11 protein-coding genes are annotated in these 13,440 nt (G+C 70.3%); 6 read left to right on the forward strand and 5 right to left on the reverse strand.

What is annotated here, in order from left to right:
- Window positions 1-152 precede the first annotated feature (152 nt).
- On the reverse strand, window positions 153-3,368 hold the full coding sequence (locus ACIBVL_RS36895) for an alpha-L-rhamnosidase (protein ID WP_399104479.1): 3,216 nt from the start codon (window positions 3,366-3,368) through the stop codon (window positions 153-155).
- A gap of 191 nt (window positions 3,369-3,559) precedes the next feature.
- A complete protein-coding gene (locus tag ACIBVL_RS36900; RefSeq protein WP_399104481.1) occupies window positions 3,560-4,819 on the reverse strand; it encodes an MFS transporter in 1,260 nt (419 codons plus the stop codon).
- A 183-nt stretch (window positions 4,820-5,002) separates the two neighbouring features.
- Between ACIBVL_RS36900 and ACIBVL_RS36905 the strand changes: the two genes are divergently transcribed.
- Complete coding sequence (locus tag ACIBVL_RS36905; protein ID WP_399104671.1) at window positions 5,003-5,764, forward strand: class I SAM-dependent methyltransferase; 762 nt, start codon at window positions 5,003-5,005, stop codon at window positions 5,762-5,764.
- A gap of 222 nt (window positions 5,765-5,986) precedes the next feature.
- On the opposite strand, the gene ACIBVL_RS36910 is transcribed toward ACIBVL_RS36905, so the two are convergent.
- Both ACIBVL_RS36910 and ACIBVL_RS36915 read right to left on the reverse strand, forming a co-directional pair.
- Window positions 5,987-7,165 carry a serine hydrolase domain-containing protein gene (locus ACIBVL_RS36910; protein WP_399104483.1) on the reverse strand — a complete coding sequence of 393 codons (1,179 nt, stop codon included), beginning with the start codon at window positions 7,163-7,165 and terminating at the stop codon, window positions 5,987-5,989.
- Between the two features lie 220 nt (window positions 7,166-7,385).
- Entirely contained in the window at window positions 7,386-8,105 is a 720-nt protein-coding gene (locus tag ACIBVL_RS36915; protein ID WP_399104485.1) for a class I SAM-dependent methyltransferase, read from the reverse strand.
- A 253-nt stretch (window positions 8,106-8,358) separates the two neighbouring features.
- Between ACIBVL_RS36915 and ACIBVL_RS36920 the strand changes: the two genes are divergently transcribed.
- On the forward strand, window positions 8,359-8,796 hold the full coding sequence (locus ACIBVL_RS36920; RefSeq protein WP_399104673.1) for a hypothetical protein: 438 nt from the start codon (window positions 8,359-8,361) through the stop codon (window positions 8,794-8,796).
- 232 nt (window positions 8,797-9,028) lie between these two features.
- On the opposite strand, the gene ACIBVL_RS36925 is transcribed toward ACIBVL_RS36920, so the two are convergent.
- Window positions 9,029-10,021, reverse strand: coding sequence for a helix-turn-helix transcriptional regulator (locus ACIBVL_RS36925; RefSeq protein WP_399104487.1), 993 nt, complete (start codon window positions 10,019-10,021; stop codon window positions 9,029-9,031).
- 166 nt (window positions 10,022-10,187) lie between these two features.
- On the opposite strand from ACIBVL_RS36925, the gene ACIBVL_RS36930 reads away from it, so the two are divergent.
- The 4 genes from ACIBVL_RS36930 (at window position 10,188) to ACIBVL_RS36945 (ending at window position 13,387) form a co-directional block, all read left to right on the forward strand.
- On the forward strand, window positions 10,188-10,610 hold the full coding sequence (locus tag ACIBVL_RS36930) for a VOC family protein (RefSeq protein WP_399104489.1): 423 nt from the start codon (window positions 10,188-10,190) through the stop codon (window positions 10,608-10,610).
- Window positions 10,611-10,730: 120 nt separating this feature from the next.
- Window positions 10,731-11,762, forward strand: a complete 1,032-nt coding sequence (locus ACIBVL_RS36935; protein ID WP_399104490.1) for an aldo/keto reductase — start codon at window positions 10,731-10,733, stop codon at window positions 11,760-11,762.
- A gap of 4 nt (window positions 11,763-11,766) precedes the next feature.
- Entirely contained in the window at window positions 11,767-12,873 is a 1,107-nt protein-coding gene (locus tag ACIBVL_RS36940) for a winged helix DNA-binding domain-containing protein (RefSeq protein ID WP_399104492.1), read from the forward strand.
- A 229-nt stretch (window positions 12,874-13,102) separates the two neighbouring features.
- The gene (locus tag ACIBVL_RS36945; RefSeq protein ID WP_399104494.1) at window positions 13,103-13,387 is read left to right on the forward strand and encodes a hypothetical protein; all 285 of its coding nucleotides are present in this window, start codon (window positions 13,103-13,105) and stop codon (window positions 13,385-13,387) included.
- Window positions 13,388-13,440: the final 53 nt, after the last annotated feature.

Consider the following 13,440-nt stretch of genomic DNA (forward strand, 5'->3'; position numbering starts at 1 on the left):
AGCTACACGACGCCGAGACGCCCCCTGCTGCCGAGTCGGGACGAGGTGTCCGCCTCGTAGCCGTTCTGCAGCCGTGAGGCCCGTCGCGAGTCGCGAGGCACACGGCGGCCACGAGGCGGACACACGTGTGCGTCCCCGGGTCCGCGGGATTGTCAGGCGGTGAAGCGGTGAGTGCCGGAGTCGACCCGGTACACGGCGCAGCCGTCCTCCTGGCGCAGGAACGTCCCGTGCGTGTGGGTGACCGCCTTCGGCGTGGACGCGGGGATCCACACCTCGGCGGTCGTGTTGGGCGGCACCGTGCAGGTCAGGCTGAAGCGGCCGGCCTTCTGCCGCCATCGTGTCGAGACGGGGCCGTAGAGCGAGGTGAACGTGGCGCGGGCGGAGGTGACGGTTCCGCCCGGACGGGGACGGATGACGATCTCGCGGTAGCCGGGTCGGCCCGCCGAGATGCCGGCGATGTTCGTGTACATCCACTCTCCCACGGAGCCGTAGGCGTAGTGGTTGAAGGAGTTCATGGCCGTGTCCTGGAAGCTGCCGTCGGGCCGGATGGAGTCCCAGCGTTCCCACATCGTGGTGGCTCCCCTGTCGATCTGGTAGCCCCAGCTGGGGAAGGAGCGCTGCTGCAGCAGGCGGTAGGCGACGTCGGTGTGTCCGGTGTCCGTCAGGACGGGCAGCAGTCGGGGCGTGCCGAGGAAGCCTGTCGACAGGTGCCAGTCCCTGGCCTCGATCAGAGCGACGAGCCGGTCGGCCGCGGCCTTCCGCAACGTGTCCGGCAGCAGGTTCATCGACAGGGCGAGGACGTACGCCGTCTGTGTGTCGCCCTTGATCCGCCCGTCGGGACTGACGTAAGCCTTCTGGAACGCCTCTCGTACCCGTCCGAAGAGATCGAGGTAGGACGCAGGGTCCTTGCCGAGCTCGCCGGCCATCCGAGCCGCGAGATCGGTGCTGTGCGCGAAGTACGCGGTGGCGATGACGTCCTTGGGGGTCTCGTCGTCGACGTTCAGCCAGTCGCCGTACCCCTCAGCCGGGCGCAGCAGATGGTCGCTGTGCTTCTCCAGGTACGTCAGCCAGGCCTGTACGGACGGCCAGGCGTCCTCCAGGACCTGACGGTCACCGTATGCCTGGTACAGGGACCAGGGGACCGTGACGCCCGCGTCGCCCCAGCCGGCGGTGCCGTTGCCGAGCGTGCCGACCACCGGGGCCACGTCCGTGAACGCGCCCGCCGCGGTCCGGGAGTCCCGAAGGTCGACGAGCCACTTCGTGAGGAAGCGGGCCGACTCCATCGTGTAGGCGGCCGTGGGCGCGAAGACGTTGATGTCCCCCGTCCAGCCCAGGCGCTCGTCACGCGCGGGTGTGTCCGTCGGAACGGAGAGGAAGTTGCCGCGCTGCCCCCACGTGATGTTGTGGTGCAGCTGGTTGAGCATCGGTACGTCGGTCTCGAAGTCGAGGGTGAAGGGGGCGGACGTGTGCATGACGCGGCCGGTGAGGGTCTTCAGCGAGGGGGTGCCGGGAAACCCGGTCACCTCGACGTACCGGAACCCGTGGAAGGTGAAGCGGGGTTCGTAGATCTCCTCCCCCCGGCCCTTGAGGGTGTACGTGTCGGTCGCCGCCGCGCTCCGCAGGTTGGCGGTGTAGACCGTGCCGTCGGGGTTGAGCACCTCGGCGTGCCTGAGCCGGACTGTCGTTCCCGCGTCGCCCGACACGCGCAGGCGGACCGAGCCGACCATGTTCTGGCCCAGGTCGAACACGTAGACGCCCGGCTTGGGTTGAGTCATCTTCTGCGGCGTCAGCTCCCGCTCCACCCGTACCGGGCCGTCCACCTGCGCGACGATCAGCCCGGGACCGACGTCCCCGGCGTCGCGGACGCCGAGCCAGTTCCCGTCGTCGAAGCCGGGCGAGGTCCAGCCGGGAGTCTCCTTGCGCGCGTCGTACTTCTCGCCGTTCAGGAGGTCGGCGGCGACGATCGGCCCGGCGGTGGCCCGCCAGTCGGCGCCCGATGTGATGCGCTCGCTCGTTCCGTCCGCGTACTCCACCTCCAACTGGGCTAGCAGCGCCGGGCGTTGACCGTACTGGCCGGGCCCGAACATGCCGACGTTGCCCGCGTACCAGCCGGGAGCCAGGTACGCCCCGATGGCGTTGGCGCCGGGCCGCAGCAGTGTGGTGACGTCGTACGTCTGGTACTGGACACGTGTGCGGTAGTCGGTCCAGCCGGGAGCGAGCTGGTCGCGGCCCACGCGGCTGCCGTTGAGGTGGGCCTCGTACAGGCCGAGTGCCGTGGCGTACAGGCGCGCGCGTGCCACCTTCCGGCGCGGGAGCCTGAATTCGTGCCGCAGCTGGGTGACGGCGTACGACACCGGGACGACCCTTCCCCACGGCCCGCCGCCCCACGCGGCCGCCGTCCTGGCCGCCGGCCAGTTTCCGTCGTCGAACCCGAACTCGCGCCAGTCGGCTGGAGGTTCCTGGTCCGTGGCCTTCCAGGAGGCGTCGGTGAACACCTTCCGCTCACCGGAGGCGGTACGCACCACGAGGACGGCGATGAGTCCCGCCGGGCCCTCGGTCGCGTTGGTGGCGGAGACGGCGATAACGTTGTCACCAGTGTGTACCCGGTCCAGTACGTCGATCACGGCCGGGCGGCGCCAGTCCTCGTTGTCCGTGTCGAGGTCGGTGCGGGCCACTTCGACGCCGTTCACGGAGACGGCGTACACGTTGTCCGCGGTGATGGCGAGCGTCGCCGCCGTGATCCCGCCGGGCAGTTCGGCGGTGCCGCGGAACCAACGGGTGGCCGCCGGAACGCTGCTCGTCGGATCACCCTCGGGGAACCAGATCCAGGACCCGCCCTCGAAGGACGGGGCGTCCGCGAGGCTCGCCGGTGCGCCGATCCACTGTGCGGTCCACTCCCCGGCACCCATGAGACCGGTTTCCCACCACGAGGGCGCGCTCCACCCGGAGACACGGCCGTCACCGTCCCACACCCGCACGGACCAGTGGTAGCGCGTCCGAGGCTCGAGTCCAGGACCCGCGTACGGTACGAGGACGGACTCGCGGGACACGACCTTCCCGCTGTCCCAGACGTCCGGGCGGGAGAGCGCCGACTCGCTGGTGGCGACCCGGATCTGATAGGCACTCTGCCGCGTGCCCGCCTTGCCGGAGGCCAACGGCCAGCTCAGCCGTGGGCGCCGTGCATCGAGCCCCAGGGGGTGCTGGACGTATTCCACGGTCGGTGCCGTGACGCGCAGGCCGTTGCGTCCCGTCCGTGCCGGTGTCCGGGGCTCGCCGGTCGCCGGCGCGGCTGCCGCTGGTATCGCGTTCGCGGTCGCCGCCGCGACTGTGGCGATCGCGCCCGCCAGAACCTTCCTCCTACTGATCACTACGACTCCTCACACAGGAATGAATGAATCGATTCAATAAGGATGGGCGTGGGTAACGTAACGGCGGGTGAGGCGAAGGTCAATCGGTGTGCATTGTCTTCCTGTTGGGGTGCCGGCTTCGCGGCAGGTCCGAGCGGAGCCGCGGCACGCAGGGGTCGCGACGCGATTGAACGGTTTCAATCCCGGCACCGTTAATGCGGTCTGTCGGCCGGGGACTCCGCGTGCCGAAAACCTGGCAGGATCAGACAGAGTACGGCCGCGACGGCGGTCGTGGCGGCGAAGGCGCCCACCGCCCAGGCGCCGGACACGTGCTGGATGATCAGACCGGCGATCAGTGGCGCCAGCGCCGCCAGCGCGGTGGCCGCCATGACCACGGTGCTGATGACTCGGCCGCGCATCTCCTCCGGCGCGCTGCGCAGCACCACGGCGACCAGCGCGCTGTTCGCGGCCGGCGCGAGCAGCAACGCCAGGGCGACCGGTGCCGCCACCAGCGGTGACGGGATGAGCAAGGCCGCAGCGCCGAACAGCAGGGCCCCGGCAAGGGTGATCGTGGTGGTCAGGGTCGCCAGTCCCGTACGCCCTTGGAGCCGGGGGGCGACCACGGCGCCGAACAGCCCGCCGACCGCGATGGCCGCCTGCACCAGGCCGATCACCGCGGTGGAGGTACCGTGCTGTCGCATCGTGAGGGTGATGCTGAAGATCACGCCGCTGAAGGCGAAGTTCACCAGGGGCGTCTGAATCACCGCCGCGCGCAGCACCGGCACCTGCCAGACGAGCCGCAGGCCATCGGTCACCTCACGCCACAACGCCTTGCGCCCGGCCGCGTTCTCCGGGCGGAACCGCCCACGGATCCGGCTCACCGTGCCGCACGAGACCGCGAAGGAGACGGCGTCGGCCAGGAACGGGACGGCCCGGCCCAACCCGAACAGCACCCCGCCGAGCGCCGGGCCGGCCAGGCCGGCAGCGTACGTCCGGGCTTCGGTGGCGGCCCACGCCTGCTCGAGCTGGTCGTCCGGCACGATCCCCGGCAGCGCGGCGGCGGCGGACGGGTCGAACATGACACCGGCACTCCCCTCGATCAGGCTCACGGCCAGGACCACCGGCCAGGACGCGAGATCCAGCACGATCAGGGTGCCGAGCAGCGCCAGCAGGACGGCGCGCACGGTGTCGCAGATGATCATCGTCAGCCGCCGGTCGAACCGGTCCGACAGCGCCCCGGCGGGCAGTTGCAGACACAGCAGGGTGATGGCCCGCACCGTACCCACCACTCCGGCGAGCACCGCCGAGTGGGTCAGGGCCAGGATGAGCAGCGGGTAGGCGATCCCGCTGATCTGCGTGCCGGTATCGGACAGCAGTTGGCCGATCCACAGCATCCGGAAGCCCTTGTTGCGCCGGAGCGGAACCCGTCGTGGCACGTCGGTGGCTGTCTCTATTCCGCTGGCGTCGCTCACCCTCAACAAGGTACGCGCCGAGGTCGTCACCTGGTGCCGGGCCGGAGAACGTCTGCCCTGCCACTTCGTCGGGCGGGGCCGGCTCCGGGGTGCATGGCGGCGCGGCGGGGAAGAGGCTCGCTGACGCGGCGCTACCGTCATCAGGTGACAGGAATCAATGCCGACCGGCGGTGGTCCGAGTCCATGCCGGCGGCCTATGAGCAGTACCTCGTGCCGGTGGTCTTCCAGCCCTTCGCCGAGGACCTGACCGCCCGGGCGACGGCACTCCGCCCTCACCGCGTCCTCGAACTGGCTGCGGGGACTGGCGTGTTGACGTCTGGCCTGCTCGCTGCGGCACCCTCGGCCGAGGTGACGGCCACCGACCTGAACGAGGCCATGGTCGCTTTCGGGTCGACCCGGGCCCCGGGCGCGGTGTGGCGCCGGGCCGACGCACAGCGGCTGCCGTTCCCGGACGGAGGCTTCGACCTGGTGGTCTGCCAGTTCGGCGTGATGTTCTTTCCCGACCGCGTCGAGGCCTTCACCGAGGTCCACCGGGTGCTGGCCCCGGGGGGCCGGTTCCTGTTCAACACCTGGGGCCCGATCGGGACGCACGCCTTCGAAGTCGCGCTGCAGGCCGGGCTGGAGCGGGCATTTCCGGTCGACCCGCCGCGGTTCATCCCGACGGTTCCGCACGGCTACGCCGATCCCGCTGTCGTGGCCGCTGATCTGGCGGCGGCCGGGTTCGCCGTCGAGGACGAGCAGGAGCTGACGCTTCAGGGCCGGGCCGCGTCGACCGCCGACCTTGCCACCGGGTACCTCACCGGGACACCGGTGCGCGTGGCCGTTGAGGAGCGCGGCGACGGACCGGCGGTCCGGGCCGCCGTCATTGAGGAGATGACGGCCCGTCTGGGCCCGGGGCCGGTCACCGCCCCGATGACGGCGTACGTCTTCCGCGCCGCGGCCTGAACGCAGGACGCGCCCCGCGCCGAGGACGGGCGCGAGTCAACCTCGACGGGGCGCTGTCTGATGCGGCACCGGGGAAGGCGGAGCACTGACCGCACTCTCGTTCCCGGCGCCGAGCCACGGGGAAGCGTGCCTCCACCCCCATTGATGCGGGTGGAGAGTGATGTCGCGGAGTTCTGCCATTACTTGGGCGCGTGCGACCACGGCCCGCCCGGACGCCCTCCTTCACGAGGTGCCGCGGCCCCCGGCGCACAGCGCGTCGTCGATCAGGGTGCTGGCCGCGTTCTCCTGGTCCAGGATGTGCTCCGGGGTGTCACCGCGAGCCTCGGACATGGAGACCACAGCGCTCCGACGCCCGTCGTCGGTGACGCCGTTGAGGGTGACGTATCCACCGTCCCCGCCCTCGTGGCTCCAGTAGGTTCCTCCGCAGGACAGGGGGCGTTCCACCAGGCCGAGCCCGTATCGGCCCCCGGGCCACCACTGCTGGACGTCCGCGCTCACGGGGACGGTCTGCTTCATCTCTGCGAGTTGCCGCGGCGGCAGCAGGCGGCCCGCGAGCAGCGCGCGGAGGAGGCGGTTCTCATCCCGCGTTGTCGTGGCGAACGAGGTCTCGTGGTCCACCGCGACCTGATCGGTGACGTCCACCAGGGAGCCGGGGCCGAAGAGCTGGTAGGCCTCGGCGTGCGGCCGGGGCAGAGCGGAGGAAGTGCCGGTCCACCGGGTCTGGTCGAGGCCGAGCGGGCGCAGGACGCGGTCTTCGATCTCCCGGTGGGCGGGGTGACCGGTGGCCCGCTGGATGATCATGCCGAGCAGGACGTAGCCGGGGTTGGAGTACGCCCAGCCCTCGCCGGGCGGGAAGTCCGGCGCGTGGGCCATGGCGCGGGTTACCAACTGCTCGGGACTGTAGACGTCGTGGCGCTGCTGGTAGTACTCCTCCGCCGAGGTGTACCCGGGCAGGAAGTTGTGGATGCCGCTGGTGTGCTGGAGCAGCTGACGGATGGTGATCCGGCTGCCGTCGTTGCCGTTGCCCCGCACCACTGCGGGCAGCCAGTGGTCGACGGTGTCGTCCAGGGACAGCCGGCCCTCGGCCTCCAGTTGGAGGACCACGGTGGCGACCAGCGTCTTGGCCGTGCTGGCCATGCGGAAGTAGCCGTCGGAAGAGACCGGACGGCCGGTGCGCAGGTCGGCCGTGCCGCTGGTGGCGACCGACTGCCGACCGTCAGGTGCGACCACGCGGGCCTGCACGCCGCTGACACCGAGTGCGTGGATCGCCTCGGTGTTCCGGCGCAGCTGATCTGCGGCGGAGGGACCCGCGGGCCGGGCTACGGCGGTGGCGGCCTCGGCGGCGAGCAGCATGGCGCCGGCCAGAACCACCGCGAGGCGAGTGCGTGAAGTCGAAGTCATGGCCGAACGCTAGGTCCGCCCCGGGAGCGGAGACGATCCTGCGCGCCCCAGGATCGGGATGGGGATATCCCCCGCACGGGCCCGACATGCGCCGCCATCGCCACGGCACCGGGAAAGGGACCACCCGCTCACAACCGACGTCGGTTGTCATCGACACTTTCTCCGTCGCGTGCGGGTGCGGGTGCGGGTGCGGGAGATCGGTTCACCGCCCTGCGCCACTTCACCCTGGACGACGGAACAACGCGGTCCACAGGAACGTCACACCGAAGAGTGCCGACTCGTCGACCTCCACGAGGTCAGAGAAGATCCAGCGCAGCGATTCGGGCGTGTAAGCGAGGCCGCCCCTCAACTCGCGCTCCCGGTAAAGCTCCGCGTCGGCGAGTTCCGAACCCATTCCTCCCTCGCCGGCGGCGAAGCTGGTGAGGGCGAGATGGCCGCCCGGGGCAAGGACGCGGTCGAGGAGACTCAGGTAGCTGACCCGGCGGTGCGGCGGCAAATGGTGGAAGCATCCTGAGTCGACGACCAGGTCGTACGGGCCGCTCAACTCCGTTGGGGGAAGAGTGAAAGCGTCACCACGGAGGAAGCGGACATCGACGCCAACCTCGCGAGCCCGGTCCTCGCCCCACGCGACCGCCACCGCGGAGAGGTCGACCGCGTCCACGTCGAAGCCGCGCGAGGCGAGGAACAGGGCATTGCGGCCCGCCCCGCAGCCCAGGTCCAGGGCCCGACCGGGAGCGATCAGTCCCTGGTCGAGATGGGCGGCCAGGTTCTCGTCGGGCTTCGCCACGAAGAACGGGACCGGCTTTGACCGGTCGGCATAGAAGCGATCCCAGAAGTCCTTGCCGTCACCGGTCGCCAAGCGGCCAGCCTCGGATTCAGATGCGAAGAGCCCGTCCAATAGCGCGAGAACGTCCTCGACAGTGCGTACGGTCCGGTCCACCCGGCCCCCCTTTCGATCGAATGCGATCATAGGAGCGAGGGGAATAAAAGACCAGGTCAGGCGGCGTTTCGCGACGCCTGGAGTCGGCTGCTGCGGGCCCCGGAGGAGACCGGGGGCAACCCACTCCAGGCCCCCGCCCCACATCCGCCCAAGCACCCCTACGGGGCCGGGAAAGGCCCATCCCCGGGCCCCGCCCGGCAGAAATTTATCGACGAGTTGGGCTGCGGTCCGGCCTGGCAGCGGCGGGTGCCGGATCAGCTCGGCAGCTGAATCCAGCGACTGGATCGCTGGGCGATCGGCGGCGGAGCTGACTGAGCCGTTCACCTTCGTGGTTGGCACGGACGGTGCGCTTCGGCTGGCGCCGCGGCGGAGCGAGCACGTGGCCTGTGCCGGCGGAGCCATGGTTCTGAGTGCCGGCGAGATCGGTTTCGTGCGCGAGGCGGACCGGTGGGCCGTGAACGAGGTCAGCAACCAGTCCACCGGGTACTGCCCCGACATCGGCTCCTGGTGGGATGTCGCTCGTGCTCTGGACGCCGTAGGACTCGAACGGCCCTCCGGCTTCACGCACGAGGTGGTGTTCCGGCGGTGCCCTGGCTGCCGGGAGCACAACATCGTGCGAGGCGACGACTTCGTCTGCGTCTTCTGCGGCAGTGATCTGCCAGAGACGTGGAACGTGGATCCCACCGTGTGACGGCCGGCGCTGACAGCCCCCTTGCCGCGGATAGCAGGGGCGTTTCGCATCCCTCCACAGCCCGTGTTCCAGGGCGGGGTCGCCTTCCGTCCAGTACAAAGTGGTGCCGCCGGACTCGTCCCGTCGCTCAGTCGGGGGGATGCCGGCATCGAGCAGCCGCAGGTACGCCTCCAGGCGTGGTGACTTCGTCTCTGTACGGGCGTTCTCATAGTTTTTCACTGTTCGTCAGTCTTCATCCTCTCTTCTGGCCCGTACTTTCACCTGCGGCGCTGGAGAAGCGTGCGGCGAGTTCGGCGAAGGCAGCGGTCAGTTGAGGTGGACCGATGACGTGGATGTCGGTGTCGAAGCGACCGATGGTGGCGGCAAGACCGGTCCACGACCAGGAGCCGAGGGAGAGCCGACAGCGGTCGGGGCCGAGTTCTTCGACGATGCCGTCCTGCGCGAAGGGGGCCACAGCCTGCGCGGGGAGGTCGAGGACGACTTCGCCGCGGCATGGCCAGTCGGCGGTGGAGCCGTCGGTCCCTCGGAATCGGCCGGTCACGAAGGCCGCCACGTCATCGCCGGGGAGATCACGGGGGGTGAAGCGCGGGCCGGTGGGCGTGCGGGGGCGTATGCGGTCGACCCGGAAGGTGCGCCAGTCGGCACGGTCGAGGTCCCAGGCGATCAGGTACCAGTGACCGCGCCAGGTGACGAGGTGATGGGGCTGTGTCCGGCGCGGTCGCTCGGCGGGGTCTGTGGCGTCGTGCCCGTAGTCGAAGCGCAGTTCCTCCCGGGCGTGGATGGCGCGGCTCACCTCCGCGAGAAAATTCGTGCCGGCCGGGGAGGCGTTGCCGGTGCCGGGTGACTGGACGGCGGTGACCTGGAGCATGTCGATGCGCTGACGCAGACGGGACGGCATGACCTGACGGATGGTGGACAGGGCCCGTGCGGCGTCTTCGCCGATCGTGGCGCTGCCTGCCGCCGCCTGCAGGGCGAGGGCCAGGGCGACGGCTTGGCCGTCGTCGAACAGCAGCGGCGGCAGTTGCGAGCCCGCCGCCAGGCGGTAGCCGCCGGAGGGCCCCTTGAAAGCGAGGATCGGGTAGCCCAGTTCCCGTAGGCGGTCGATGTCGCGGCGCACGGTGCGCGGGGTGATGTCGAGCCGCACGGCGAGGTCGTCGCCCGACCAGTCGCGATGCGTCTGAAGCAGCGAGAGCAGCGCGAGCAGCCGCGAGGACGTCTTCTGCATGCGGACCATTCTGCCCGCAGTACAGGACACAACCTGTCCGCTACCCGTGGAATGGTGCTTATCAAGATCCGCCAGAGAGGCCATAGCCCCTGGCGACGAGGTTGCCGCCCGCACGGTTCCATCCTGCGGCGGCGCACCTCGCCGAACCGTGAGCAAGGAGAAGGCCATGTCCGTCACGACCACCACCCACCTGAACTTCCGGGGCGACGCGCGGGCGGCGCTGGACTACTACCAGTCCGTCTTCGGCGGGCGCATCACCGCCGTCACCTACAAGGACATGGGCAACGTGCAGAACGAGGACGAGGCGGACTGGGTGGTGTGGGGCGAGGTGGCGGGTGACAACGGCTTCCACGTCATGGCCTACGACGTGCCGTCCCCTCTGTCGTGGGACCAGGGCAGCAACCCGTTCTTCGTCTCCGTGCGCGGTGACGACACCGAGGAGATCGGTGCCCTGTGGCAGAAGCTGGCTGAGGGCTCGACGGTGGTGCAGCCCCTGGGATCGTCGCCGTGGGCACCGCTGTACGGCATGCTCACCGATCGCTTCGGCGTGACCTGGGTGCTGGACGTGGCGGCCCCGTTCAGCGGCTGATCCGCATCCGGCGGAAACACACCATGGGCCCGGGCCGCCACGCGTCGCGCGGCGGCCCGGTGCCGCAGAAGCGAACCGGAAAACCAGAAAACCGGAAACCGGAGCAAGGGACGGAGCACCATGCGCATGCGACAGCTTGGGCGGACCGGCATCGAGGTCAGCGCCTACTGCCTGGGCACCATGATGTTCGGCAGGAACGGCAATCAGGACCACGACGAGTGCGCGCGCATGATTCACCGCGCCGTGGACGCGGGCATCAACTTCGTGGACACCGCCGACGTGTACGGCTACAGCGAGACCGAGGAGATCGTCGGCAAGGCCCTCAAGGGGCGGCGCGACGAGGTGGTGCTGGCCACCAAGTTCAGTGGACCGATGGGCGAGGGGCCCAACCGCAGCGGCAGCTCACGCCGCTGGATCATGACGGCGGTCGAGGGCTCGCTGCGGCGGCTGCGGACCGACTACCTCGACCTGTACCAGATCCACCACCCCGACCCGCACACGGACATCGAGGAGACCCTCTCCGCCCTCAGCGACCTGGTGCGGGCCGGGAAGGTCCGCGCGATCGGCTCCTCGAACTCGCCGGCCTCACAGATCGTCGAGGCCCAGTGGGTGTCCCAGCAGCGTGCGTTGCACCGGCTGCGGACCGAGCAGCCCACCTACTCCGTCCTCAACCGCGGCATCGAGCGTGAGGTCCTGCCGACCTGCCGCCGTTACGGCATGGGCGTCCTCGTGTGGAGCCCGCTGGCCATGGGCCTGCTGACCGGCCGCTACCGCAAGGGCGCCGCTCCGCTGAAGAACGCGCGCATGCGGTGGGTCCCGCGGCACCTCACCGACGAGACCAAGCTGGACGCCGTCGAGCGGCTCCTGCCTGTCGCCGAGGACGCCGGCATGTCCCTCACCCACCTGGCCATGGCCTTCGCCACCGGCCACCCGGACATCAGCTCCGCTGTCATCGGACCGCGCACCACGGAGCAGTTGGACGACCTCCTCGCGGGCGCCACCTGCACGCTCGACGACGACGTCCTGGACCGGATCGACGCGATCGTCCCGCCCGGCACCGACCTCGGCCCCCTGGACGTCTCCCCCATCCCGCCATCCGTCACCCGACCCGACCTGCGCCGCCGCCCGGTCCACGAGCGCGCCGCGGCCTGATTCCATGACCGTCCTCAGCGTCCGTGCCCTCAATCGCGCCACCCTGGCCCGCCAGTACCTCCTCAAGCGCACCACCACACCAGTCCGGGAGACGGTGGCGCACCTGTGCGGACTGCAGGCCCAGGCACCCCAGGAACCCTTCACGGGCCTGTGGTCGAGAGTGCACGCCTTCACCCCCTGCCAACTGGACCGAGCACTGACGGACCGGCAGGTCGTGCGTACACACCTGATGCGCCGCACCGTCCATCTGGTCACCGGCAATGACGCACTCGCCTGGCGGGCCCGCCACGACACCATGTTGCGCCAGCGGGTGATGGCCACCTACCGACGCGAACTCGCCGGCATCGACCCCGACGAAGTCGCCGCGGCCGGCCGAGCGGTCATGGCCGACCACCAGCCCCGCACCATGAGCGACCTCGTCCAGGCGCTCCAGGACCGCTGGCCCGGCCCGCCCCGCCGCGTCCTGGGCGAGCTCCTCGTCGCCGCACTCATCCCGATGGCCCAGCTCCCCCCGCGCGGTCTGTGGCAGACGACAGCGGGCGTGCGCAATCTGCCCCTGGAGACCTGGCTCCGACGAGCCCCCGCCCCACTGCCGGACGACGCCGACGACCCTGTCGGACAGCAACTGGTGCGCCGCTACCTCGCCGCCTACGGGCCCGCCGCCACCGCGGACATCCGCGCCTGGAGCGGTCTGGCCGGTCTCCCCGCCGCGGTCAAAGCCATCCGGAACGAGCTGATCACCTTCCACGACGAACGCGGCCGCGAACTCCTCGACCTGCCCGACGCACCACGCCCTTCCCCGGACACTCCCGCCCCCGTCCGGTTCCTCCCGGCCTTCGACAACGCGATCCTCGGCTACCACGACCGCAGCCGCATCATCGACGACGCCCACCTCGGCCTGTCCGTCTCAGGACAGCGCGCCGTACTCGTCGACGGACGCGTCACCGCCACCTGGACCACACGCGACCAGCACCTCCGTATCACGCCCCTACGGCCCCTTTCCCCCCGGGAACAGGAAGCCGTCAGCGAAGAGGCCCACGACCTGGCCGACTTCCTGGACCAAGGCATCGACCATGTGGAGATCGCAGCCGCCCCCGCCGGCCTCGGCTGATCGGTGGTGCCGGCTGGCCGACGCCTCCCACCGCGTACGCACGTCCGGGCTCGGCCACCGCCACGGGTGACGCCGGGCCGGTCCTGCCCTGCCACGCGACCGTGCGGCCGTTCGGATCACCGAAGGCGGCCCCTGGTGGTGATTGTCGGACGCCTCGCGAGCGGCGGCTGCCGCAGGAGGCAAGGCATCTCGGCGAAGGGCGCACCCGAAGCCCGTGAGGAGATCAGCCATGTACGCAGCAGTCCGCACATACGAGGGCGTGACCGATCCCGCCGAGGCGGGACGCCTGGTGAACGAGGGGTTCGTACCGCTGGTTCGGCAGATCCCCGGGTTCGTGGCCTACTACTGGATCGATGCCGGGAACGGGGTCATGGTCTCCACCAGCGTCTTCCAGGACCAGGCCGGGGCCGAGGAGTCGGTCTCAAGAGCGGCGGACTTCGTGCGCCAGAACCTCGCCTCCCTCCTCCCCAACCCACCCCAGATCACGGCCGGGAACGTGGTGGCTTCCGCGTAGTGACGCCCTTGCCGGTGGACTCCTTGGGCGGAATCGTAGTCGTGTGTCCCGAG

The organism is Streptomyces sp. NPDC049687 (assembly GCF_044465285.1).
In the GTDB taxonomy this organism is placed as follows: Bacteria; Actinomycetota; Actinomycetes; order Streptomycetales; family Streptomycetaceae; genus Streptomyces.